Source organism: Afipia sp. GW821-FHT04G03 (assembly GCF_059419985.1).
Map to the genome: position 1 here is coordinate 174,690 of NZ_JBWKSV010000005.1, position 24,164 is coordinate 198,853.

Genomic DNA, 24,164 nt, shown 5'->3' on the forward strand with positions numbered 1-24,164 from the left:
TTACGCCTCTTCCTCGATGTCGCCCTCGAGGATCGCCATCTGGAACTGGAACGACCGGTCGTCGTCCTCGTCATCGACGAACAGCACGCCGATGAATTCCTCACCGATATAGACCTCGGCGGAATCGTCCTTCTTCGGACGCGGCACGACGCGGATTTTGGGGTTGCCGAACAGCCGCTTGAGGTAAGCATCGAGCTTCCTGACTTCGGTCACGTCCACGGGCGTTCTCCAACTGAATGATGTTTGCGACAGCTTTAATGCGGGATCGCGCCCTGCGCTAGAGGTTAGCGCGCCTAATCCGGATCGATCCGCCGTCCCGATCAGATGCCGATGGCGTTGAGCATCTGGTTCATGGTGCGCGACGGTTCGGCGCACCCGGCCTCGCCGACGATCTTCGCCGGCACGCCCGCAACCGTGACGTTGTTCGGCACCGGCTTGACCACGACCGAACCTGCCGCGATGCGCGCGCAATGTCCGATCTCGATATTGCCGAGAATTTTCGCGCCCGCGCCGATCATGACGCCGTAGCGGATCTTCGGATGCCGGTCTTCGTTTTCCTTGCCCGTTCCGCCGAGCGTCACGCCGTGCAGAATGGAGACGTTGTCTTCGATCAGCGCAGTCTCGCCGACCACAAGTCCGGTGGCGTGGTCGAGGAAGATGCCGCGCCCGATCCTGGCGGCGGGATTGATGTCGGTCTGGAATTCCGCGGAGGATCGGCTCTGGATGTAGAAGGCGAAATCCTTGCGCCCATTGTTGAAGAGCCAGTGCGCGAGGCGATGCGCCTGAATGGCGTGGAAGCCCTTGAAGTACAGCAGCGGGTCGATGAAGCGCGATGTCGCGGGATCGCGGTCGAATACGGCGACCAGATCGGCGCGGAACGCATTGCCGAAATCGGGATCGCCGCGGATCGCATCGAGATAAGCTTGGCGGATCAGGTCGCCGGACAGCGCCGAGTGATCGAGACGTTCCGCGATGCGGTGCACCACGGCATCCTCGAGCCGGTCGTGATGCAGCACGGTGGAATAGATAAAGGTCGCGAGTTCCGGCTCGCGCTTCACGATGTCCTCAGCCTCGTCCCGAATTCGGGTCCAGACGGGATCGACAGTCGAGAGCGCCGTCTTCGGGTCGAGATGATGCTTGGCCATTGGGTTGGGTCCGGCTGATCTTACGTTGAGGAGATATTACCACATAATGGGGGGAAGGAAGGCTGCAACGGCTACCAAGGTTGACGTTGGAATAATTATCTCCCGCACCCGTAGAATAATTATCTACCAGCCTCTCAAGAGCGCCCTGCGAGGAATTCCAGCACCCCATCCTTGTAGACCCGATCGCCCACCGCGCGCATGTGATCGCGGTTTGGAATATCAAGCACTTGCGACCCCGGAATGACTTCCGAAAGCCGGGCTGCCGAGCCCGCCACATCGTCGGTTGTTCCCACCGCGATCAGCACCGGAACGGTAATGGATGCGGCTTCCTCTCGGGTCATGAGACGCCGCGACCCTCGCATGCACGCCGCCAGCGCTCTGCGATCCGAGCGGGTCTGGTCTGCAAAGGTCCGAAACATGCGGCCCATCGGATCGGTGACTTCGTCCAGCGACGCCGCCTCCAGCGCCGCCGCAACATTTTCACCGGGGCGGCCCTCGTCGTCGATCAGGCCGATGCCGATACCGCCGAGGATCGCCGAACGCAAGCGCTCGGGATAGCGCTGAGCGATATAGGCGGTGATACGCCCGCCCATGGAATAGCCCATCATGTCGGCGCGTTCGATGTTCAGGTGATCCATCAGCGCGCGCACGTCACCGGCCATGGTGCCGATGTGATATTCCTCAGGATCGTAAAGTTTCGCCGACGCACCGTGACCGCGATTATCCAGAGCGATGACGCGCCGCCCCGCCTTGGTCAACGTCGAGACCCACGAGGGATAAACCCAGTTGATGTCCTTCGTCGATGCAAAGCCGTGCACCAGCACGATCGGATCGCCCTCGCCTTCGTCGAGATACGCAATTTCAACGGAGCCGTTGTGAAAGCTCGGCATCGTAATATCCAGTGTTGAGAAGGGAGATAATGACCGAAGCGGTCGTGACGCGAGAGTTGCAGTTTATCCGGACGCAGCGCGCCTGACCAGATGCGTCAGACAGCCTGCGCTGTTGCGGAGGCCTGCGCCGCCGCAAGTTCGCGCTGCATTCGCTTGAGTTTGCTGCGTTGAATCCATGACAGGGTGAGCCGTTCCGTGGTGGCCTTGATCGACGAGATAAAACCGAACAGCGCCAGCAATGCGGCAAACACCCACCATGCGAGATGGAACGCGCCGGCGGTCAGCAGCAGCGCGCCGCGGCCGAGTATCTTTACAATGGCGCAGGTCTGGCTGCCCTTGGACTCCGCAAGCCGTGCCGCACGCGCGACATCCTTTGGTCCGTCCGCAATGCGCAGCACGTCGAGCGCGCCTCTGGTGCCGGCCTTCTCGCCGACGCGGCCGACATCCTTGGCGAGGCGCACAAGCGCCCCCGCCTTTTCCGCCTTGAACGCGGCCTTCATCGCGCTGATGGTCTGGCCGGGCCGCGCGATCGAGGCCGTTGCCACGGCCTGCTGCAACATCGGCGCATCGACCACGCCGCGCGCCGAACGTCCCGCCCATTCGGTCAGCCCCGCACCGAGCCGTCCGACCTTGCGGGCGTCCTTCACCATCGAGAGCCCAGCCCGCACCGGGACTGCGCCGCCGACGGACACGTAGGTCGCTGCCGTGACCGCCAGACCCACACTTGCAAGTCCGAGCACCAGTTGATCGACATTCTCGCCCATCACAAGCCGCTTGCCTTCGCGAACCACGTCGCGGATATCGCCGAACACGAACAGATCGCCGGCGACCGTTCCTGACAGGCTGGCCACGTCATCAGCCTCGCCGGTCACAAGCCCTGTGGCAAAACGCCGGGCCATGCTGGCGGTCGAGTTCTCCTCCGCGACGGCGGCATCCACCCGCCCGGCGACCTCGGCCGGCACGGCAATGCCCTTGTCCCTGGCAAGGTCAGTGAAGCTTTTCGCGAGATCGGCGTCATCGGCATCGAGCGCCTGCGCCACGCCTTTTTCGATGGCCGCGTCGTTATTTCGCAGGGCAGAATTGACCTGAATATCCGAGAGTTGCGCCGGGTCGTCCTGGACCAGCAGGATCGCCGCGGCGTCACGCGCGTGCGGCCACAGCACCATGAGGGCCGCAGCCGAAACCACTGTGGCCACGAGGGCCAGGCCGATGCGCCGGGATGCTTTCATCGCAGACAGATAACCCTTGAATAGCCTGCCGGTTCGACAGGCCGTGACCGACCGATGACATGGTGTGCCGTTTTTCCGACACAACCTCCCCAACGAAAGGAGGGCTTTCCCAACACGGCAGGATTGTGTCGAATCCACATGCTGACACATGCGGCGAATTGGACGAATCCGGCGCCGCAATCTAGGAATAAGTCGTATCGCTCGGTATGCTACAGGCAGCGACTGCGTCGTCGCTGCGTGCGCTCGGGTATGGGCAAAAGACGCGCAAAGACCAGGATTGGGGTAGAATTGCTATGGCGGATCACGTCGTCCCTCACTTTCATAACGATGCGGGCGTCGCCATCATCGAAATCGGCTCGCGCGAATTCATGTGCGTGGGCGCAAATCCGCCTTTCGACCATCCGCACGTATTCCTCGATCTCGGCGACGACAACGAGATCATCTGCCCGTACTGCTCGACGCTGTATCGCTACGCCGCCGATCTCAAGGCCGGCGAAGCGCGCCCTCCGGAATGCGTCCTGAAAGACAAGGTCGCCTAACCTTCAGTGGCCGATTCACGCACCATCGTTGTCGCTGGTGCGGGCATTGGGGGACTGACCGCATCGCTCGCGCTGGCCACACGCGGTTTCCGGGTTGTCGTGCTGGAACGCAATGAGCGGCTCGAGGAAGCCGGCGCCGGGCTGCAACTGTCACCCAACGCCAGCCGCATCCTGATCGATCTCGGTCTCGAACCGCTGCTCGCGCCGCATGTGATCGCGCCGGACTCGATCAACATCATGACGGCGCGGACCGGCAAGGAAATCGGCCGCATCCCGCTCGGCGAAGCCGCCACGCTGCGTTACGGCGCACCCTACTGGATCGTGCGCCGCGCCGACCTGCAATCCGCGCTGGTGGCACGCGTGAAAGATCACCCCGACATCGATCTGCGGCTCGGCGCGCAGTTCGAGGACGTCGCGGTCTATCCCAAAGGCGTCACCGTCGTTCAGCGCAACGGCGCCAGCCGGCTGCAGGAGCCTGCGCTCGCGCTGATCGGCGCGGACGGCGTCTGGTCCAGCGTGAGACATCAGATTTTTCCCGAAGCCCAGCCGCAGTTCACCGGCAGCATCGCATGGCGCGGAACTGTCGATGCCACGCAACTGCCGCGCGGATTCAATGCCCATCGCGTGCAACTGTGGATGGGCGCCAACGCGCACCTCGTCGCCTATCCGATGTCGGGCGGAAAGCGCATCAACATGGTCGCGATCGTGTCGGGCAAATGGAACAGGCCGGGCTGGAGCGAACCCGGCGACGTCGTCGAGATCGCCAATCATTTTTCCGCCCCGCAATGGCCGATCGCTGCGCGCATGATGATCGGCGCAGTCGATGGCTGGCGGAAGTGGGCGCTGTTCGCGATGCGCGACGGCGGTGCATGGAACAAGGGACCGATCGCGCTGCTGGGCGATGCCTCACATGCCATGCTGCCGTTCGCCGCCCAGGGCGCCGGCATGGCGATCGAGGATGCGGCCGTGATCGCGAAATGTCTGGAAGATTCTCCGGGAAATCCGTCTGCGGCGTTCGTCCGGTACGCCAGCCAGCGCGCCCCGCGTGCAACGCGCGTACAGCGCACCGCGCGCAAAAACGGCAAGACCTATCATCTCGCAGGACCCGTCGGCTTCGCACGCGATCAGGTCATCAGAATGCTCGGCGGATCGCGGCTGCTGTCGCGGCAGGACTGGATCTACGACTGGCGCTTGAACTGAGTCAGTGGCCTAACGACGGCGCTTCGGCGCAGGCGGCGCGGCGGGAGGCGCGGCCGCCGGGGGCGGCGCGAGATCGGCACTCGTGCAATTGTTGCTGACGATCTTCTCATCGATCTGATCGCGGCGCGCGCGGTTCGCGCGATATTCGGTCTGATAGGCAAGACCTGAAACGAGCGTCCCTGCCGCGCCGGTTTCGGCCTTGGCCATCAGGCCTTCAAGTTCGACCACGCGGGCGTCGGTCGTCCTGCGCGCCGTGCCGAGCTGCTGGCAATTGTAGAGGTCGTATGACGCAGGATCGACGAACAGGCTCGACGACGCCCCGCCCGCGCACGCGCCGGCGCTCGCCGCGAGAACACCGGCGGCAGCCAGACGCGAGGCGGCGGCAAGCAGCCCGCGCGATGCCGCGCGCTTCGTTCGATACCGTGTCAGGCGAACGGCCATGCGCTCGATTCCATGCACTTTAATTTCATGACCATCGTGTCGACGGCCTTCGTGTTGAATTTGTGGTGCGGACGGCGGGGCCGCATGACGATTCACAGCGTTTCCTGTTTCTGGCCGCATTCCTTGCAGACGAACTTGACGCGGGTGGCGCCCTTCTCTGCCGAAACGCGATTGGCCTTGCCGCACTTTCCGCACGTCGCCTCGATGCGCGTATTGCCCTGCTTCACGACGAGAGCCTTCCGCTCCATCGCCTCGCGAACAAGGCGTTCGGTCTCTTCGCGCAATGCCTTCTTGTCCATGTCCTGTCCTTCAGCCGGCAGCGCGATTCGTTTGTCCTGGTGCGGACGGCGGGAATCGAACCCGCACGACGTTGCCATCGAGGGATTTTAAGTCCCTTGCGTCTACCAATTCCGCCACGTCCGCGCGGGCGGGTTGTAGCACCGCGCCGGGCTGAGCCGAAAGCCCGGTTAAGACCGGAATGTCGCCCGCGCTGGGCGATCACGGCGACAGATGACGCCCGTTGGATACGGACATCGCGGCGCGCGACAGACCCGTTCGCGACGCCACCCAATGCAAAAAACATAGGCATAGCAGGGCAAACTCGCAATCCTGCGATGAAATAGAGTGACGGAATTTCCTCGCCATCGATTGCTTCGGCGCTGATTGGCTGTTCAAATGCCGGCATATCGCGACACGAATTATTTTTGGATTTTTCCGCATTGCAGATCGAAGGGCGATGAACTATGCGCTGCCTTGTGGTCGCCGATCTGCATTATTCCCTGCCCCAGTTCGACTGGCTGCTCAGCGCCGCTCCGCATTTCGACGTCGTGATCATCGCGGGCGATGCGCTGGACATCGGATCGGTCGTCGATTTCCACGCCCAGATCGTCGTCGTACGGAAATACCTCGCCCGGCTGTCGGAAATCACGAAGATCATCCTGTGCTCCGGCAACCATGATCTCGACGACCGCGACGAAACGGGCGAGAAAATCTCGCGATGGATCGGCGATATCGGCGGGCTCGGGATCGCTCATGACGGCGACAGCCTCACCATCGGCGAGACGCTCTTCACCATCTGCCCATGGTGGGACGGTCCGCGCGTCAGGGAGCGGATCGGCAAGCAGCTTCAACGCGCCGCAGAACCGCAACATGACAGATGGATCTGGATTCATCATGCGCCCGCCGCGAACTCGCCGACAAGCTGGGGCGGCGCGCGCTATTACGGCGACGACGAACTCGTTCAGTGGATCAGGATCTACCAGCCCGACATCGTTCTGTCCGGCCACGTTCACCAGTCGCCGTTCGTCAAGGATGGCTCATGGTTCGACCGGCTCGGCGACACATGGCTCTTCAATGTCGGCCAGCAGTTCGGACGCCCACCCGCGCATATCATCCTCGATCTGGACAATGAGAAAGCCTACTGGTTCTCGGCGGCGGGCGAACAGTCGATCGATCTCGGCCAGCCGCTGCACCGGCCCGCGGACACTATCGCCGCCTTCCCGGACTGGCTTATAGCCGCGAGTCAGGCAGCCGCTCAGGCTGGCGGTCCGATCCCGGCAACGCCGCGCCCGGAGACAAGTTGACGAGACTTTCAAGGACATCGCCGACCATCGCCAGATGATTTCCGTGATCGGCGTATTGGCGTTTGATGTCGGCGAGATAAGTCGTCGCGGCATTGAGCCGGTGAGCAAGAAGCTGAGCGACCAGAAGCGCGACCGCTGGCTGCGTGCGCAGGAAGGCGGCTGCGTCATCGAACTGGTAGACCGTCGAGCTTGCGAAAGCGCGCACCGTGGCGGTATGCGGTTGTCCCAGGAGCACGGACATTTCGCCGAGAATGGCGCCGGGCTGCGTCACCGTGGCGACGACGGTCTCACCTTTAAGGACATCGAGCCGACCGTTGAGCAGAACGTAAAGCCGACCGGTGGTCTCGCCTTCCTTGATTAGCAGTTCTTCCGCGGCAAGAAACATCTCCTGCCCTCCGGTGCAATGCTCGAGGACTGCGCGCATACCGATCTCCGCGTTGAACGTCACAAAGGCTAGGGCTGGACGCCGAAAACGTCCATCGCATAGTTGCGTCCCGCCTGCGCAAATTGCCAGCACTTCCACAGACGCGCTAGTGTCCCGCATCCGGTTCTGACATTCGTAAAAGTGCCTGCGAAGGATATCATACGAATGTCAGAACCGGATCACCAGGATGGCCGTTCAAACGGCATTAACAAAAGAACACCAGCGGGAGGGAATGCGGCGATGGCCTACGAACAGATCAAGTATGAGATTCAGGATAACATCCTCACCATCACGCTGAACCGTCCGGACAAGATGAATGCGTTCACGCATGTCATGATGAACGAATTGATCGCGGCCTTCGATGCCGCGGACGCCGACGACAACGTTCGCGCCATCATCGTCACCGGCGCGGGGCGCGCGTTCTGCGCCGGCGCGGATCTCTCCGAAGGCGGCGCGACGTTCGACCGTGCGGCCCGTCCCGACCGCAAGACCGCGCCGCTCCGTCCCAATGGTGAAGTCGAATGGAGCGACGACGCGGTGCGCGATGGCGGCGGCCGCGTAACGCTGCGCATCTTCAAGTGCCTTAAGCCGGTGATCGGCGCGATCAATGGTGCTGCGGTCGGCATCGGCGTCACCATGCAGCTCGCAATGGACATTCGTCTTGCGTCGGAAAACGCGCGGTTCGGCTTCGTGTTCGCGCGGCGCGGCATCGTGCCGGAGGCCGCGTCGAGCTGGTTCCTGCCGCGCCTTGTCGGCATCTCGCAGGCGCTGGAATGGTGCTATTCGGGCCGCGTGTTTCCGGCGCAGGAAGCGCTCGCCGGTCGTCTTGTCAGCAAGGTGCTGCCGCCGGACGACCTGCTCCCCGCCGCCCGCGCGATGGCGCGCGAGATCGTGGAGAATACCGCGCCGGTGTCGATCGCGCTGATCCGTCAGCAGATGTGGCGCATGCTCGGCGCGGACGATCCGATGGAAGCGCACAAGGTCGACAGCCGCGGCATCTATTCGCGCGGCCAGTCCGCTGACGTGCGCGAAGGCGTGATGTCGTTCCTCGAAAAGCGCCCGGCGAAATTCACACAGACCGTGTCGAAAGACATGCCGTCGTATTTCCCGTGGTGGACCGAGCGGGAATACAAGTAAGCCCGCCTAGGCTGCCTTGATGTCGCGAATGAACTCCTCGACCTGCAACCGCATGGCCTGGGACTGGTTCGCGACATCGCGCGACGCCGACAATACCTGTCCCGAAGCTGTCCCGGTCTCGCTCGCCAAGCCAGTGACGCCTGCGATGTTGTCGGAGATTTCCTGCGCCCCCTGTGCAGTGTGCTGAACGTTCCGCGCGATCTCCTGTGTCGCCGCTGACTGCTCTTCCACTGCGCCGGCGATCGACGCGGCGATCTCGTTGATCTCGCTGATGGTGGCGCCAATGGCACCGATCACGGCAACCACCTCGTCAGACGTTTGCTGGATCGCGGCAACCTGCGCGCCGATATCATCGGTCGCCTTCGCGGTCTGGGCCGCCAGCGATTTCACCTCGGAAGCGACCACCGCAAAGCCGCGACCGGCCTCGCCCGCCCGCGCCGCTTCGATGGTTGCGTTCAGCGCCAGCAGATTGGTCTGGCTGGCGATCTCGCTGATCAGTCTCACCACATCGCCGATGCGCTGCGCACCCGACGCCAAGGATTGCACAATGTCATGGGAGCGGCCTGCTTCGGCCACGGCCTTTTGGGCGATCCGCGTGGATTCCGTCATTTGCCGTCCGATTTCCGAAACCGAACTGCTCAGTTCTTCGGTCGCGACTGCGATGGTCTGCACATTGGCCGAAGCCTGCTCCGTCGCGGAAGCCACGACGCCGGCCTGATGACTGGTTTCATCTGCCGCGGCACTCATGGCGGCCGCGGTGGATTGCAGCTGACCTGAAGCCGCCGTCATGGCCGAGAGTGATGTGGCTGCATGGGCCGCAAAGCGGTCCGTCAGTCCAGTGATACGGGTGGCGCGGGCAGCGCGCTCATTGACGGCCTGCGCCTCCCCGGCGATCAGTTCGCCGTTCCGGATCAGGCTGGTGCGGAAGAAGTCGACGGTCCGCGCCATGACTCCGATTTCGTCCCCACGTGTCACACCGACAACTTCCACGGACGTATCGCCGTCGGACAGGCTCTTCATGACATGAGTCAGTCTGCGCAGCGGCGTCGTGATGCTGCGCGACATGACGAAGACCACGGCTAGCCCCGCCAGCAGACCGGCGGCAACGAGAGCGCCGAGGATTGCCAGCGACTGCGACGCCTGGGCTTGCTTGGCACCGGCCATTGCCGCGAGATCGGCAAGAAATCCGTCCTCGACGGACTTAAGCAGATCAATGCGCGCCGTCGACGTATCGAACCATGACTTCACGTCCAGGCCTTTGAAGTCGCCCGACAGGCCGCCTTCAAGCACGGTTTTGCGCATGCCGAGAAACTTGTCGAGTACGGGACCCGCATGGAATCGCTTGAAGAGATCGCGCCCCGCTGCAGGCGATGACGCGAGATAGGATGAGAAATAGGTATCCTGTGCGGCAGCAAGACCGGTCGAGCGAGCGAACAGCGGCAATTCGAAACGTCCGGCCGCAATGCCCCCGGACACCAGCGCACGCTCCTGCCCGGCGCGCTCCTTGCCTTCGACCAGATTGGCGTAGGCGGTCATCGCCTTGGATATATCGTCGTCGTCGCTCAACGCCGCGAAGCCGTTGATGGCTGCGGTCAGACACGCGATGGTCTGCGTCAGATATCCGATGGCTGCGGACGGCGCGATCGACAGATCGTCAATCTCCCGACGCTTTCCGTCGAGCTGACCGAGCGCATCACGGGCGCTGGCGAAGGCTGCGCGCAGGCTCGGCGAAGCCGTCGCGTCGAGCGAGGCCAGTGCCTGCGATGCGCTGGTGAATTCCACATCGGTGTGCTTGCGCTGCGCGGAAAGCTCCGCGCGCATTTGTGCGCCCTTGCTGTTGAGGAGCGCCGAGGTCAATCCGCGCTCACGCTGAAGTTCGTGGACCAGCCGGCTCAACTTCCCGACGCTCTCCACCACGGGGCCGAGGCGAGCCATCGCCTGACGCGCGGACCATTTCTGGGACAATTCATATGCCGTGAAAATAACAAGTAATGTCAAAGGTAACGCGACGGCGACCGCGAGGCGCTGATAAATCTTCATATGACTGAGCATGGCGCGCTCCAAAAACTGGGCTTCGCCATTTTATGCTGAAACAGTGAATAGAAATTTACGTGCAGATTGACAGAAGCGCCCAATTTTTGGGCACTTCTTGCACATTATTGAGTCAGCGCATCGTCAGCGCGACACGCCCGATCGCTTTCCGCTCCATCAACAGGCGCATCGCCTTCGCGTAGTCCTCCAGCGGGAGGCGGTGCGAGATGTTAGGGCTGACGCGGCGCTCCTCGGCAAGCCGCGTCAATGCTTCAAGGCGTGCCACGCCGAGCGCGGGATTCATGCGAACGGCTTCCCCGGCCCGTACGCCGAGCACGCTGGCGCCCTTGATCAGCACGAGATTGGTTTTCGCCACACCGACGCCGCCGGTGAAGCCGATCACCAGCAGCCGCGCGCCCCACGCGATGCAGCGCAGGCTCTCCTCGAAGATCGCGCCGCCCACCGGATCGAACACCACGTCGGCGCCGCGTCCCTCGGTGATGCGCTTGACGGTATCCTTGAACGGCTCGCGGCCATAGAGCACACCATGATCCGCGCCGCGCTGCTTCGCCACTTCAAGTTTTTCTTCGCTCGACGCGCACGCAATGACCGTCGCACCGGCCACCTTGCCGAGTTCGACGGCGGCGAGCCCGACGCCGCCGCCCGCGCCATGCACAAGCAGAACCTCGCCCTGTTTGATTTGCGCGCGATCGTGCAACGCATGATACGCGGTGCCGTGCGCCGCGAGGAATGTCGCGCCCTGCATGAAATCGAAGGTGGAAGGCAGCGGCAGAAGCTGGTCCGGCGCGACCACGATTTCATCGGCGTAGCAGCCAAGCCGCGCCTTCACGATCACGCGGTCGCCGACGCGCACGCCATCGACGCCGGAGGTCTCGACCACCTCGCCCGCCGCTTCCATGCCCGGCGTGAACGGCAGCGGCGGTTTGAACTGATACTCTCCCGCCGCCATCAGGATGTCGGGGAAATTGATCCCCGCCGCATGGATCGCGACACGCACCCGCCCCGATGCAAGCGGAGCGGAGGTGATAGTCTCAAGCCGCAGGCCTTCCGGCGGACCGAGTTCGCGGCAGACGACGGCGCGTGACATTATGCGGCTGTCTTCTTCCGCATCAGCGCGTCGCGGATCAGCGGCAGGCGGTCGTTGCCAAAATACATGTCGGTCTTGTCGAGATAGATCGTCGGAGAACCGAACGCGCCGCGTGCAATTGCTTCATCGGTGTTGGCCTTGAGCTGATCCTTGATCGGCTGCTCGCCGATGCCGGCGGCAAACTTCGCGGGATCGATGCCGACGCGCTCGCAGATTTTCGCAAGCACCTCGTCCTTGGAAATATCCTGATCGTCGCCCCAGTAGGATTCGAACACCGCCGTTGCGAACGGCACCAGCTTGTCAGCACTCTGCTGCTGCACCCAGATGCAGCCGCGCATCGACTTCACCGCGTTCACCGGGAACACCGTCGGCGGCATCTTGATCCTGATGCCCGCCATCCGCGCCCAGTCCGCCATGTCCTTCGCCGTGTAGGCCTGCTTGGCCGGGACCGGATTGGCGCGCGTCTCGTACATCGTGTTGTTCACGGTGTTGAAGATGCCGCCGACCAGAATCGGCCGCCAGGTGATCTCCGCGCCGAGCTCCTTCGCAAGCGGCTGGATGTTGGTGAACGCCAGATACGTCCACGGACTGGAGCAGTCGAAGAAGAACTCGATCATGATGACGTTTCCTGTTTGTTATTGTGCCTGCTGCGCGGCCGTGCCGAACATGTTCTTGCGCTGCTCGTCGGTGAACGGCGTCTTGTCGAACTTGCCGACGGCAAGGCCCTTCTGCACTTCCGGCCGCGCACGCACCACCGCGTACCAGCGCTTGATGTTCGGATAGTCGTCGAGGGTGAAGCCCTGCGCCTTGTGGGTCATGGTCCACGGGAAACAGGCGATGTCGGCGATGGAGTAGTCGTCGCCCGCGACATACGCGCCGGTCTTGCCGAGCTGCCGGTCGAGCACGGCGTAAAGCCGCGCGGCTTCGTCGCGGTAGCGCTGAATGGCGTAGGGAATCTTTTCGATCGAATAGAGCGCGAAGTGCCCGTGCTGACCGAGCATCGGGCCGAGGCCGCCCATCTGCCACATCAGCCACTGGATCACCTTGAACCGGCCGCGCACGTCGGCCGGCAGAAAGCGCCCGGTTTTCTCCGCGAGGTAAATCAGGATCGCGCCGGTTTCGAACATCGGAATTGCCTCCCCACCGTCGGCGGGCGCACGGTCGATGATCGCCGGAATGCGGTTGTTCGGACTGATCGCGAGGAATTCAGGCTTGAACTGATCGCCGGTGCGGATGTTCACCGGGAACACCGTGTAAGGCAGCCCCAGTTCCTCCAGCATGATCGAGATTTTCCACCCGTTGGGTGTCGGCGCGTAATAAAGCTCGATCATGAGATGTCCGCGAAAGAGTGGGCTTAGACGAAATGACGAGGCGCGATCCTAACCGCGCTTCCGATCACATTCCATCCCGCAAGCGCGAACAGCTTGTATGCCATGGCCCCGGCATGGCAGATAAGCGTGCAACAATAATAACAGGAAACGTCCATGCTGTTTCAAACGACGATCGCCGGTTCGCTACCGAAACCCGAATGGCTGGCCGAACCCAACAAGCTGTGGGCTCCCTGGAAATCCCAGGGTGCTGAACTGGTCAACGCCAAGCGCGACGCGACGTTGCTCGCGGTGAAGGTTCAGGAAGACGCCGGCATCGACATCGTCACCGAGGGCGAACAGGCCCGCCAGCATTTCGTGCACGGATTTCTCGAGCGCGTCGAGGGCATCGATTTCGCCCACAAGGTCGAGATGGGAATCCGCAAGGATCGCTACAAGGCAATGGTGCCGCAGGTGACCGCGCCGCTGAACCTCAAGGGCCGTGTTCACGCCGACGAAGCGCGCGCCGCGCGGGCGCATACCACGCGCAAGCTGAAGTTCACGCTCCCCGGCCCGATGACCATCATCGACACCCTCGCCGACAGTTATTACGGCGACCGCGTCAAGATGGCGTTCGCCTTCGCGGACCTTCTCAACGCTGAAGCAAAAGCGCTGCAGGCCGACGGCGTCGACATGATCCAGTTCGACGAACCAGCCTTCAACGTCTTCCTCGATGAAGTGAACGACTGGGGCATCGAGGCGCTGACCCGTGCGGCCAAGGGCCTGACCTGCCAGACCGCCGTTCACATCTGCTACGGCTACGGCATTCAGGCGAATATCGACTGGAAGGAATCCCTCGGCGCGGAGTGGCGGCAATACGAGAAGATTTTTCCGGCCATCGATGCGAGCCCGATCCAACAGGTCGCCATCGAATGCCGCAACTCGCATGTGCCGTTGGAACTGCTGGCGCTGCTCAAGGGCAAGATCGTGCAGGCCGGCGTGATCGACGTCGCCAATGATGCCATCGAGACGCCGGACGATGTGGTGAAGACCATCGAGGCCGTGATGAAATTTGTGCCGAAGGAAAATATCGTCGCGACGACGAATTGCGGCATGGCCCCAATGCGCCGCGACATCGCCGAAGCCAAGCTGCGCGCACTCGGCGCGGGCGCGAAGCTGGCAAGAGAGCGGTTGGGGTAAAAGCGGCGATCGCGCAAATTCTCAGATCGTCATGGCCGGGCATAGCCGTCTGAAGGACGGCGTCGCTTCGCTCGCCTATGACCCGGCCATCCACGTCTTAGGGATCATACGGAAGGCGTGGATCACCGGGTCGAGTATGGAGACGCATCGCGCCTCTACTTTTCGCCTACGCCGCCCCATCCCGGATCGGCGGCAGATACGACAGCCCGGTGTCCCACGGAAAGAAAATCCAGGTGTCCTGCGACACTTCCGTGATGAAGGTATCGACCATGGGCTTGCCCATCGGCTTGGCGTAGACGGCGGCGATGTGCGCGTCCGGCACCAGATCGCGCACAATGCGCGCGGTCTTGCCGGTATCGACAAGATCCTCGACCACCAGCAATCCCTTGCCGGTGCCGCCGCCGAGACGCGCCACTGCGTCGGAAATTCCCTTCAGCACGGTCGGCTCCCCGACCTGCGAGGTGTGGTTGTAGCTCGACACGCACAGCGTATCGATCACGCGGATGCCGATTTCGCGGGCGACGATCGCCGCCGGCACCAGACCGCCGCGCGTCACCGCCACCATGGCGTGAAACGGCCCCGCGCCGTTCAGCCGCCACGCCAGCGCCCGCGCGTCGCGGTGAAACTGGTCCCACGACACCGGAAACGGCTTCGGCGCGCTTTCGTCACTCGTCATGGTTTGGCGACCTTCAGGCCTGCCAGCATGGCCTCGACCTCGGTCATCGCCGCGCGCAGCTTGTCGGCATCGCGCGAGCGAACCACGATGTTCGTGTTCGGCATGCTGTTCTCATCCATGAACGGATAACTGCCGATGCTGGTGTCGGGATTGGCTTCCTGAATGGCGCGCAGCGGTCCGCCGATGTCGCCTTCCCGCGCGTTGGCCCGCACCGACTCCGACAGCATCCGGACGCCGGACTTCAGCTTCGGTGCGACGATGTCCATCATCGCCTGCATGATGGACGGCACGCCGGCCATCACGATGACATTTCCGATCTTGAAGCCGGGCGCGAGGATGGTCGCACTCGAGATCAGTTCGGCTCCGTCGGGAATCCGCGCCATCCGCAACCGCGCCTCGTTCAGGTCCGCGCCGAAGCGCTCCTGGAAGCGGGCAACCACCTCGGGATGGTGATCGATCTTGACGCCGAACGCCTTCGCCACTGCATCCGCGGTGATGTCGTCGTGGGTCGGCCCGATGCCGCCGGTCGTAAAGACATACGTGTAGCGTTCGCGCAGCGCATCCAGCGCATAGATAATGACGTCCTCGTCGTCGGCGACGACACGCACTTCCTTGAGGTCGATGCCGATGTTGGTCAGGTATTCGGCGATGAAGCCGATGTTCTTGTCCTTGGTACGCCCGGACAGGATCTCGTCGCCGATCACCAGAATGCCGGCGGTGACGATGTCGCTCATCTTCTTCTCCTAAATCCGTCCGGCGCTGAGTACGTCCGGGAACTTTGGCGCATCCAACACATTGAAGTCACGAGCTTTTGCCGCATCACTGAGCATCCGCCCGCCCGTTTTTCAGGCAGATCAACGCAAGGTCGCGCCAATTGCCCGCCGGCAATGCATATCCCGCTGGCCCAAGCCTTGCTACCATCACTTTGAAGGGCGGTTTCCTGCCGCCACTGTCTGAAAGAAGCATCACGGTTTATGGCAGTTGCCTTCGATGAAATGAATGGGCTAGGCGGCGATCTTCGCTCAGCCTATCAGGAGCTCTCCCTCTGGCTGAAGGAGACCCCTCCGGACGCGCTGGAATACCGGCGTCAGGAAGCGGAGCTGCTGTTCCGGCGGATCGGCATCACCTTCGCCGTCTATGGCGAGGCCGAGTCGACCGAACGGCTGATCCCCTTCGACGTGATCCCGAGGATTTTGTCCGGCAAGGAATGGACGACGCTGGAAAAGGGACTGAAGCAGCGCGTCAAGGCGCTCAACATGTTCCTGAGCGACATCTATCATGGCCGCGATATCCTCCGCGCCAAGATCGTCCCCGACGACCTGATTTTCCAGAACCCGGTCTTCCGGCCCGAGATGAACGGCCAGGACGTCCCGCACGACGTCTACGTCCATATCGCCGGCATCGACATCGTCCGCGTCGACGCCGACAACTTCTATGTGCTCGAGGACAACGCGCGCACGCCATCCGGCGTGTCCTACATGCTGGAAAACCGCGAAATCATGATGCGGCTGTTTCCGGACCTGTTCGCGCGGCATCGCGTGGCGCCGGTGGAGAATTATCCGGACGAATTGCTGGCCGCGCTGCGCTCGGTGGCCCCGCTGACCTCGAAAGCCGAGGCGACCGTGGCGCTGCTGACGCCCGGCATCTACAACTCGGCCTATTACGAACATTCATTTCTGGCCGACAAGCTCGGCGTCGAACTGGTCGAGGGCCGCGACCTCATCGTCAAGAACGACGAAGTGTTCATGCGCACCACCGAGGGCCTGAAGCGCGTCGACGTGATCTATCGCCGCGTCGACGACGATTTTCTCGATCCCCTCACCTTCCGTCCCGACTCGGTGCTCGGCGTTCCGGGCCTGATGTCGGCCTACATGGCCGGCAACATCACGCTCGCCAACGCCGTCGGCACCGGCATCGCCGACGACAAGGCGGTCTACAGCTACATGCCGGACATCGTGAAATTCTATCTCGGCGAAGAGCCGATCCTGAAGAACGTGCCGACATTCCGCTGCCGCGAGCCGAAAGATCTCGCCTACGTGCTCGACAACCTGAAAGACCTCGTGGTCAAGGAAGTTCACGGCTCGGGCGGCTACGGAATGCTGATCGGCCCCGCTTCCACCAAGGACATGATCGAATCCTTCCGCGCGAAACTGATCAAAGAGCCGGAAGGCTTCATCGCCCAGCCGACGCTGGCGCTCTCGACATGTCCGACCTGCACAGCCTCGGGCCTGGCGCCGCGTCACGTCGACCTGCGGCCGTTCGTGCTGACCGGCAGGGATCACGTTACCGTCGTGCCCGGCGGTCTCACCCGCGTCGCGCTGAAGGAAGGCTCGCTGGTCGTCAATTCCAGCCAGGGCGGCGGCACCAAAGACACCTGGATACTCGAGTAACGCATGCTGTCGCGCACCGCAGAAAGTCTCTACTGGCTGGCCCGTTACGTCGAACGCGCCGAATACCTCGCGCGCACCATCGAGGCGACGCTGCGCGCCACCGCGCTGCCGGACGCCTATGTCGGCAAGAGCAACGAATGGGAATCCGCGCTGCTGACCGCCGGCATCGAGGACACATTCTATCAGTTTCACGACGAGGCCAACGAGCGCACCGTCGTCGACTTCCTGTCGTTCTCGCTCGACAACCCCTCCTCGATCCGCAACTGCATCGAGAACGCGCGGCTGAATTCACGCTCGGTGCGCACCGCGCTGACCAGCGAGATGTGGGACACCATCAACAGCGCGTGGATCGAACTGCATGCGCGCTGGCCGAACGGCGCGAAAACGCGCGAAGACCTGACCAAATTTCTCCGCTTCGTTCAGGAAACGTCGCTGCGCTTTGACGGCTCCGCCTACCGGACCATGCTGCGCAATGACGCCTACTGGTTCTCGCGGCTTGGCCTGCATGTGGAGCGTGCGGACAACACCGCGCGTATTCTCGATGTGAAATACCACGTGCTGCTGCCGGAAGAAGAACATGTCGGCGGCCCGCTCGATTATTATCAGTGGACCTCCATCCTGCGCTCGGTCTCGGCACTTACGGCCTATCACTGGGTCTATCGCGAGACTTTGAAGCCGTGGCTGATCGCGGACCTTCTCATTCTCAATGAATCGCTGCCGCGCTCGCTCGCGAGTTGCTACGGCAATCTGGTGCGCAATCTCGATCAGATCGGCGTCGCCTATGGCCGTCAGGGCGCAGCGCAACGTCACGCCCGCGGCGTCCGCAACCGGCTCGAACACAGCAACATGGATGATTTGTTCCAGCGCGGCCTGCACGAATTCATTCAGGAATTCATTGCGGACAACGCGCGGCTGGGCGATACCATCTCGAAGCAATACCTGATCTGAGCTGGCCTTTATGGTGGAGCTCAGACGACTTTTGAGTCCGCAATGCGCCTGAAGATCGCTCACAAGACGACCTACCGCTACGAGCCGCCGGCCAGCGGCGTGATCCAGATTCTGCGCATGACGCCGGGCAGTCATGACGGGCAATACGTCGCCAACTGGCAGATCGACGTGTCCACGGATTCCCGGCTGGACGTCCACGAGGATGCGTTTGGCAACATCACCCATGTGCTGACCCATGGCCCGCTTGCGGACCTCACCATCAATGTCGAGGGGCTGATCGAAACCCACGACACCGGCGGTGTGCTGCGCGGCACATCAGAGCGTTTTCCGCCGAGCCTGTTCCTGCGCGCGACGCCGCTGACCGAGGTCAACGCCGCGATGGCGAAGTTCGCCGGCGATCTGCGCCTCGAGGCCGGCGGCGACACGCTGGGATTCCTCCACGCGCTGCTGCTCCAGATCAACGAGCACATGACGTTCGATACCGACCCGACCAGTTCGGGGACCTCGGCGGCGGAAGCCTTCGCGCTCAGGCGCGGCGTCTGTCAGGATTATGCGCATATCTTTATCGCCTGCGCGCGCAACGCCGGGATTCCTGCCCGCTATGTGTCGGGACATCTGCTGCGCTCCGACGGCATGGTCGCACAGGATGCGGGACATGCATGGGCGGAAGCCTATGTCGAAAAACTCGGCTGGGTCGGTTTCGACGCCACCAACGCGGTCTGCACCACCGACGCCCATGTCCGGATTGCGGTCGGCCTCGACTATCTCAGCGCCGCGCCCGTTCGCGGCACGCGCTACGGCGGCGGCAAGGAAATCCTCGAAGTCGCCGTCAGGGTCGATCAGGCCGGGCGACAAAGCCAGTCCTGAGGTTATTCCCGTCAAATTGAACGGTATTGCCCCGGTTGCCCCGCCCCCCTCCGCCGCGTAGAAAAGCGCGGTGGAGAGTTGGGCTTATGACCTATTGCTGCGGAATTCTGGTTCGTGACGGCCTCGTGATGATGGCCGACACCCGCACCAATGCGGGTCTCGATAACATTTCGACCTTCCGCAAGCTTCACATCTTCAAAAAGCCCGGCGACCGCATCATGGCGATCGCCACCGCCGGCAATCTCGCCCTTACGCAGTCGGTCATCTCGACGCTCAACGAGGGGCTTGAGAATCCCGAGACCGGCGAAGTCGAAACGCTGATGAATGCGCCGACCATGTTTCAGGCGGCGCAGCGGATCGGCCGCGCCATCCGCACCGTCCACTCGCTCGAAGACAGCGCGCTGCGCGCCGAGGACATCAATTTCGATATTTCCTTCCTGTTCGGCGGCCAGATCAAAGGCGCGCGGATGCGGCTGTTCATGATCTACACCGCCGGGAACTTCATCGAATGCACCACCGACACGCCTTATCTGCAAATCGGCGAACACAAATACGGCAAGCCGGTGCTCGACCGCGCGATCTCCTATGACGTCGACCTCTCCGACGCGCTCAAGGTTGCGCTGGTGTCGATGGATTCGACCATGCGCTCCAATCTCGGCGTCGGAATGCCGATCGATATCCTGACGGTACGCCCCGACGTCTGCGACGCCGAACTGGATTACCGCATCGAAGCCGGCGAACCATACTTCCACGATCTGCGCTCCCGCTGGTCCGCCGCCTTGCGCGCTGCGCATCAGAGCATCCCGCGCCCGCCTTACACCAACAAAACCTGAGACCACCACACGCAAAGCGAAAACAAGCCGCACGCAATAACCGCGGCATTAAAAAGGGAGAAACGCATGTCCGCACTTAAAGTCGCAATCGTCACCGGCGCCGGTTCGGGAATCGGACGCGCCAGCGCGCTGGCGCTGATGAAGGCCGGTTTCTCGCTGGTGCTGGCGGGGCGGCGCAAGGACGCGCTCGAAGACACCGCGAAAGCCGGCAAGGAATTCGGCAAAAGCCTCGTGGTGCCGAGCGACATGACCGATCCGGCGGCGATCGGCGCATTGTTCGCCAAGACCATGGAGGTGTTCGGCCGCCTCGATGTGCTGTTCAACAACGCGGGCGTCGGCACGCCGCCCGTGCCGCTGGAAGACCTCAGCCTCGAGCAGTGGCAGACCACGGTGGCCACCAACCTCACCGCGCCGTTCCTCTGCACGCAGCACGCCTTCCGCATCATGAAGGACCAGACGCCGCGCGGCGGACGCATCATCAACAACGGATCGATCTCGGCCTATGCGCCGCGGCCGTTCTCCTCGCCCTACACCTCGACCAAGCACGCGATCTCGGGCCTCACCCGCGCTACCGCACTCGACGGCCGCGCCTACGACATCGCCTGCGGCCAGATCGACATCGGCAACGCCGCGACGGAAATGACCGAGCGCATGACCGGCGGCGTGTTGCAGCCGCGCGGCGACAAGATGGTCGAGCCGCGCATGGACGTTCAGAACGTCGCCGACGCCATCGTGTTCATGGCGACACGCTCGCTCGACGCCAACGCGCTGTTCCTCAACATCATGGCGACCAAGATGCCGTTCGTCGGGCGAGGATAGCTTGCGCGCACATATCGTCGTCGCTCATCCCGAGCCGAAATCGTACAATGCGCACCTGGCCGCAACCGGCCGGGAGGCGCTTGAACGGAACGGCTGGTCGGTCACCGTCTCGGACCTTTACCAGATGGGGTTCGATCCCTGCGAGCGCCCGGAGCACTACCCGGCGCCGCTGGATCGCAGCCGCTTCGACGTGCAATCCGAACAGCGCCACGCCTCCGCAACGCAAACAATCCCGCCTGACGTTGCCGACGAAATCGCGCGGCTCGATCAGGCGGACCTCCTGATCCTGCAATATCCGATGTGGTGGCACCTGCCGCCCGCGATATTGAAGGGATGGTTCGACCGCGTTTTCATTTACGGCGACGTCTACACCAGCAAGAAGCGTTTCGAGAACGGCCGGTTTGTCGGCAAGAAGGCGATGCTGTCGGTGACGGTCGGCACCAGCGAAGACACCTATGCCTATAACGGACGCAGCGGCGACATCGACCTGCTGCTGTGGCCGATCAACTTCTCCCTCGCGTATGGCGGATACTCCGTCCTCGAACCATTCGTTGCCTATGGCGTCGAAGCCGGGCTGCGTTACTCCGATCCCGTCGAGATCGAAGCGCGCCTGAAGGCGATCAGCAGCGATTTTGCGACAACGCTCTCAGCAGTTGAGAAAATTCCGGCGATCCCGTTCAACCAGATGGCGCATTGGGGAAGCGACGGCCGGATCAAACCCGAGGCGCCGGTCTACTCTCCCTTCATTCGCCGCAAGCCGCAACTGCCGCTTGAGTAAGGGCGGAACGCTGCACCGTCATCGGCGGCCGGCACGCGCCCGCACCCGGCGCTTATCTTCGGCGGGTTGATCCGGGATACTCGCGTTCGCCGGTGTTTTAGCCTGCGCCTGTATCATGAGCGCGATTTCAGAGGCGCTCTTCGGTCTGCTGAAGTAATAGCCCTGCATCTCGGTGCAGGCCTCTTCGCGCAGGATATCCAGTTGCTCCTTCGTTTCGACTCCCTCGGCTGTCGTCGTCTTGCCCAGGCTGACCGCGAACCGGACCACCGCGCGAGCAATCAGGCGCGACTCCGTCTTCGCTCCCAGCAGTTCATTGACGAAGCTGCGGTCGATCTTGATTTTGTCGAAGGGAAATTTTTGGAGAAAGCTCAACGACGAATAGCCCGTTCCAAAGTCGTCCAGGGCAATTCGCACACCCAGCTGATGCAACTGGCCAAGAGCCGCGCATACGGCTTCGCTATCGTGCATGATGACCGTCTCGGTCACCTCGAGTTCAAGCCGTTGCGGCGCAATCCCCGATGTCGCCAGCGCGCGGACGACCATCGGCACCAATTCCTTGCTCCTGAACTGGGCGGGCGACAGGTTGACCGCTATCTTGAGATCGACGGGCCATCTGGCGGCTTCGGCGCATGCCGCGTTGATAACCCACTCCCCGATCGGCACGATGAGACCTGTTTCTTCCGCAAGCGGGATGAAATCGGCCGGCGAAACCAGTCCGCGTTCAGGATGATGCCAGCGCAATAGCGCTTCCACACCGCAGATGTCGCCGCTCTTCAGATCGACAAACGGTTGATAGTGGAGTTCGAATTCTCCGCTGACGAGCGCATGACGCATGTCGCGCTCGAGATTTTTCCGGGCATGCATGAGCTGGTCCAGCTCCGGCTCGAAGAAATGGAACGTGCCGCGTCCGCTGCTTTTCGCGCGATAGAGTGCAAGATCCGCATTCTTCAGAATCTGGTCGGAATCGATGCCGTCAGTCGGCGCGACGGCAATGCCAATGCTCGTGCCGGTGGTCACCTGATGGTCGCCAAGGTCGAAGGGTTCGGACAGCACCTGCTTGATCCGCTCGGCAAGCGCTGCGGCTTCGGCAACCGGATTTTGCATGTGCTCGATAACGGCGAACTCATCGCCCCCCAGCCGAGCGATCAAGGCCGTATTCCTGATGCAGACGCGCAGGCGCGCCGCGACAGCCTGCAGCAGGGTATCGCCTGCCGGATGTCCGAGCGTATCGTTGATTTCCTTGAAGCGGTCGAGATCGAGCATGAGCACCGCCAGGTGCGGCCCTCCCCTGCGCGTGACGGCGAGGGCCTGCTCCAGCCGCTCTCGAAGCAACACGCGATTTGGCAGATCGGTCAGCGCATCGTGCTGCGCCATGTGGGTGACCCTGGCTTCTGACCGCCGCTGTTCGGTAACGTCGAGATGTGTGGCGACCCAGCCGCCGCCGGCCATGGGCTGCCGCGTGACGCAGATCAAGCGGCCATCCATGAGTTCGTCGATCCGGCTCGACACTTCGTCCCGCGGCAATGCGCTCAAGGTCGATATCCATTGGGTTGCGGCGCTTTCGCTGGTCTCACCTTTGAGGATGCCGCTTGCAATGCGATGTTCGATGATCTTGTGATGCGGCGTTCCCGCCTGCAAAAGCTCCGGCGGCAATCGATACATTTCCGCATAACGATCGTTACTGATGACCAGTTTCTTGTCACCATCGAACATACACAGGCCCTCGCCCATGTTGTTGATGGCTGTATCCAGCCTGAATTTCTGCGCCTGCAGTTCTCCTTGTGAATCTTCGATCTGCTGTTGAGCGAGCGAAAGCTGGTTGATGATTTCTTCCAGCTTGCGCGTTCGGGTGACGAGGCGGCGGTCGGCCAGCACCCCGACGAAACTCATGCCGAGCACGGACAGAGCGACTCCGGCAATTGCCAGGGCAAGCACGGCGGGAGAAAGAGACAGCGCATCGGGCGCCCGTGTCGGATCGGGCACAATTTCCACCGCACCCATCGCCGTGAAATGATGGGAGACAATTGCAAGTGTCAGGAAAACCGCGGCGAGAAGCGTTCCCCATCTGTCGCTGCGGCGCACTGCAATCAGCAGCGCGGCATAACCGAAGAACAACCCGAGCGCGATGGACGTGAGGACGAGGTCCATGGACCAGACCACCCGTCCGGGCACTTCGAGGGCCCACATTCCAAGATAGTGCATGCTGGCAATGCCGGCGCCCACAATCGCGCCGCCGACCGGCGCGCGCCACCGGCCGGGATCGCTTGCGGCAAAGCCCAGACCGCAGAAGGTGAGCACTATCGCCGCCGCGAGCGACAATGCCGTCAGAGCGACGCCGTATCCGGTTGAAACGCCGGGCTCATAAGCGAGCATTGCGATAAAATGCGTCGCCCAGACTCCGTATCCGAAGACGGCGCCGGCAATTGCAATCCAGATCAACCGCGTCCTTGCCGGGGATGCGACCGCACGATGGAAAATGTTGACGGCGACAACGCTGGCAATGAAGCAGACGAGCCCGGCCAGCATAATCAGCCGCCAATCATGCTCATCAGTAACGCACGTTAAAATGCGGAACATGGCGTTCTGCTCACGTTTGTCCCTGATGGTTTATCCGATCGG

The 24,164-nt window shown here is 62.5% G+C and carries 25 protein-coding genes and 1 tRNA gene; 11 read left to right on the plus strand and 15 right to left on the minus strand.

The window, feature by feature from the left end; all coding sequences use genetic code 11:
- The 4 genes from AC07UB_RS22500 to AC07UB_RS22515 all read right to left on the minus strand — a co-directional run bounded on the left by AC07UB_RS22500 (position 1) and on the right by AC07UB_RS22515 (position 3,264).
- Positions 1 to 219: a DUF3126 family protein gene (locus AC07UB_RS22500; protein ID WP_492790062.1), complete on the minus strand. Its 219-nt coding sequence runs from the start codon at positions 217 to 219 to the stop codon at positions 1 to 3.
- Positions 220 to 320: 101 nt separating this feature from the next.
- Positions 321 to 1,145 (minus strand): serine O-acetyltransferase, encoded by an 825-nt coding sequence (gene cysE, locus AC07UB_RS22505; protein WP_494654973.1) that lies wholly within the window; start codon positions 1,143 to 1,145, stop codon positions 321 to 323.
- 134 nt (positions 1,146 to 1,279) lie between these two features.
- On the minus strand, positions 1,280 to 2,035 hold the full coding sequence (locus AC07UB_RS22510) for an alpha/beta fold hydrolase (protein WP_494654975.1): 756 nt from the start codon (positions 2,033 to 2,035) through the stop codon (positions 1,280 to 1,282).
- A 95-nt stretch (positions 2,036 to 2,130) separates the two neighbouring features.
- Positions 2,131 to 3,264: a hypothetical protein gene (locus tag AC07UB_RS22515; protein WP_494654976.1), complete on the minus strand. Its 1,134-nt coding sequence runs from the start codon at positions 3,262 to 3,264 to the stop codon at positions 2,131 to 2,133.
- A 293-nt stretch (positions 3,265 to 3,557) separates the two neighbouring features.
- On the opposite strand from AC07UB_RS22515, the gene AC07UB_RS22520 reads away from it, so the two are divergent.
- Together AC07UB_RS22520 and AC07UB_RS22525 are read left to right on the plus strand one after the other, a co-directional pair.
- Positions 3,558 to 3,803 carry a zinc-finger domain-containing protein gene (locus AC07UB_RS22520; RefSeq protein ID WP_019196414.1) on the plus strand — a complete coding sequence of 82 codons (246 nt, stop codon included), beginning with the start codon at positions 3,558 to 3,560 and terminating at the stop codon, positions 3,801 to 3,803.
- Positions 3,804 to 3,809: 6 nt separating this feature from the next.
- Positions 3,810 to 5,003 carry an FAD-dependent monooxygenase gene (locus AC07UB_RS22525; protein WP_494654979.1) on the plus strand — a complete coding sequence of 398 codons (1,194 nt, stop codon included), beginning with the start codon at positions 3,810 to 3,812 and terminating at the stop codon, positions 5,001 to 5,003.
- Between the two features lie 9 nt (positions 5,004 to 5,012).
- On the opposite strand, the gene AC07UB_RS22530 is transcribed toward AC07UB_RS22525, so the two are convergent.
- The 3 genes from AC07UB_RS22530 to AC07UB_RS22540 all read right to left on the minus strand — a co-directional run bounded on the left by AC07UB_RS22530 (position 5,013) and on the right by AC07UB_RS22540 (position 5,867).
- Positions 5,013 to 5,444, minus strand: a complete 432-nt coding sequence (locus tag AC07UB_RS22530; protein ID WP_492790067.1) for a hypothetical protein — start codon at positions 5,442 to 5,444, stop codon at positions 5,013 to 5,015.
- 92 nt (positions 5,445 to 5,536) lie between these two features.
- Complete coding sequence (locus AC07UB_RS22535; protein ID WP_492790068.1) at positions 5,537 to 5,743, minus strand: hypothetical protein; 207 nt, start codon at positions 5,741 to 5,743, stop codon at positions 5,537 to 5,539.
- Positions 5,744 to 5,780: 37 nt separating this feature from the next.
- A tRNA-Leu gene (locus AC07UB_RS22540) sits at positions 5,781 to 5,867 on the minus strand.
- Positions 5,868 to 6,187: 320 nt separating this feature from the next.
- Here AC07UB_RS22540 and AC07UB_RS22545 point away from each other — a divergent pair.
- On the plus strand, positions 6,188 to 7,027 hold the full coding sequence (locus AC07UB_RS22545; RefSeq protein WP_492790069.1) for a metallophosphoesterase family protein: 840 nt from the start codon (positions 6,188 to 6,190) through the stop codon (positions 7,025 to 7,027).
- Here the strand turns inward: AC07UB_RS22545 and AC07UB_RS22550 are convergent.
- Positions 6,954 to 7,451 carry a cyclic nucleotide-binding domain-containing protein gene (locus AC07UB_RS22550; protein WP_492790070.1) on the minus strand — a complete coding sequence of 166 codons (498 nt, stop codon included), beginning with the start codon at positions 7,449 to 7,451 and terminating at the stop codon, positions 6,954 to 6,956. The two genes, AC07UB_RS22545 and AC07UB_RS22550, sit on opposite strands and share 74 nt — an antisense overlap.
- Positions 7,452 to 7,691: 240 nt before the next feature.
- Here AC07UB_RS22550 and AC07UB_RS22555 point away from each other — a divergent pair, with 240 nt between their 5' ends.
- Positions 7,692 to 8,588 carry a crotonase/enoyl-CoA hydratase family protein gene (locus AC07UB_RS22555; protein ID WP_492790071.1) on the plus strand — a complete coding sequence of 299 codons (897 nt, stop codon included), beginning with the start codon at positions 7,692 to 7,694 and terminating at the stop codon, positions 8,586 to 8,588.
- A gap of 6 nt (positions 8,589 to 8,594) precedes the next feature.
- On the opposite strand, the gene AC07UB_RS22560 is transcribed toward AC07UB_RS22555, so the two are convergent.
- The 4 genes from AC07UB_RS22560 to AC07UB_RS22575 all read right to left on the minus strand — a co-directional run bounded on the left by AC07UB_RS22560 (position 8,595) and on the right by AC07UB_RS22575 (position 13,058).
- Positions 8,595 to 10,640 (minus strand): methyl-accepting chemotaxis protein, encoded by a 2,046-nt coding sequence (locus AC07UB_RS22560; protein WP_492790072.1) that lies wholly within the window; start codon positions 10,638 to 10,640, stop codon positions 8,595 to 8,597.
- Between the two features lie 112 nt (positions 10,641 to 10,752).
- Positions 10,753 to 11,727: an NADPH:quinone oxidoreductase family protein gene (locus AC07UB_RS22565; RefSeq protein ID WP_492790073.1), complete on the minus strand. Its 975-nt coding sequence runs from the start codon at positions 11,725 to 11,727 to the stop codon at positions 10,753 to 10,755.
- Positions 11,727 to 12,344, minus strand: a complete 618-nt coding sequence (locus AC07UB_RS22570; protein WP_494654983.1) for a 2-hydroxychromene-2-carboxylate isomerase — start codon at positions 12,342 to 12,344, stop codon at positions 11,727 to 11,729. Before AC07UB_RS22570 ends, AC07UB_RS22565 begins: the two co-directional genes overlap by 1 nt.
- Before the next feature lie 18 nt (positions 12,345 to 12,362).
- Positions 12,363 to 13,058 carry a glutathione binding-like protein gene (locus tag AC07UB_RS22575; protein ID WP_492790075.1) on the minus strand — a complete coding sequence of 232 codons (696 nt, stop codon included), beginning with the start codon at positions 13,056 to 13,058 and terminating at the stop codon, positions 12,363 to 12,365.
- A gap of 153 nt (positions 13,059 to 13,211) precedes the next feature.
- Here AC07UB_RS22575 and AC07UB_RS22580 point away from each other — a divergent pair, with 153 nt between their 5' ends.
- Positions 13,212 to 14,234, plus strand: a complete 1,023-nt coding sequence (locus tag AC07UB_RS22580) for a methionine synthase (RefSeq protein WP_494654985.1) — start codon at positions 13,212 to 13,214, stop codon at positions 14,232 to 14,234.
- Between the two features lie 166 nt (positions 14,235 to 14,400).
- Here AC07UB_RS22580 and gpt read toward each other — a convergent pair whose 3' ends face one another.
- Entirely contained in the window at positions 14,401 to 14,910 is a 510-nt protein-coding gene (gene gpt / locus AC07UB_RS22585; protein WP_492790077.1) for a xanthine phosphoribosyltransferase, read from the minus strand.
- Positions 14,907 to 15,644 (minus strand): competence/damage-inducible protein A, encoded by a 738-nt coding sequence (locus AC07UB_RS22590; protein ID WP_494654987.1) that lies wholly within the window; start codon positions 15,642 to 15,644, stop codon positions 14,907 to 14,909. The genes gpt and AC07UB_RS22590 overlap by 4 nt, the downstream gene beginning before the upstream one ends.
- A gap of 240 nt (positions 15,645 to 15,884) precedes the next feature.
- Here AC07UB_RS22590 and AC07UB_RS22595 point away from each other — a divergent pair, with 240 nt between their 5' ends.
- From AC07UB_RS22595 to AC07UB_RS22620, 6 genes are all read left to right on the plus strand, one after another.
- Positions 15,885 to 17,300, plus strand: a complete 1,416-nt coding sequence (locus AC07UB_RS22595) for a circularly permuted type 2 ATP-grasp protein (protein WP_494654989.1) — start codon at positions 15,885 to 15,887, stop codon at positions 17,298 to 17,300.
- A gap of 3 nt (positions 17,301 to 17,303) precedes the next feature.
- Positions 17,304 to 18,248, plus strand: coding sequence for an alpha-E domain-containing protein (locus AC07UB_RS22600; protein ID WP_492790080.1), 945 nt, complete (start codon positions 17,304 to 17,306; stop codon positions 18,246 to 18,248).
- Between the two features lie 42 nt (positions 18,249 to 18,290).
- Complete coding sequence (locus AC07UB_RS22605) at positions 18,291 to 19,115, plus strand: transglutaminase family protein (RefSeq protein ID WP_492790081.1); 825 nt, start codon at positions 18,291 to 18,293, stop codon at positions 19,113 to 19,115.
- 86 nt (positions 19,116 to 19,201) lie between these two features.
- Positions 19,202 to 19,948: a proteasome-type protease gene (locus tag AC07UB_RS22610; protein WP_492790082.1), complete on the plus strand. Its 747-nt coding sequence runs from the start codon at positions 19,202 to 19,204 to the stop codon at positions 19,946 to 19,948.
- 66 nt (positions 19,949 to 20,014) lie between these two features.
- Entirely contained in the window at positions 20,015 to 20,767 is a 753-nt protein-coding gene (locus AC07UB_RS22615) for an SDR family oxidoreductase (RefSeq protein WP_492790083.1), read from the plus strand.
- Position 20,768: 1 nt separating this feature from the next.
- Positions 20,769 to 21,545, plus strand: a complete 777-nt coding sequence (locus AC07UB_RS22620; protein ID WP_494654993.1) for an NAD(P)H-dependent oxidoreductase — start codon at positions 20,769 to 20,771, stop codon at positions 21,543 to 21,545.
- An 18-nt stretch (positions 21,546 to 21,563) separates the two neighbouring features.
- Here AC07UB_RS22620 and AC07UB_RS22625 read toward each other — a convergent pair whose 3' ends face one another.
- Entirely contained in the window at positions 21,564 to 24,122 is a 2,559-nt protein-coding gene (locus AC07UB_RS22625) for a bifunctional diguanylate cyclase/phosphodiesterase (RefSeq protein WP_494654995.1), read from the minus strand.
- Positions 24,123 to 24,164 lie beyond the last annotated feature (42 nt).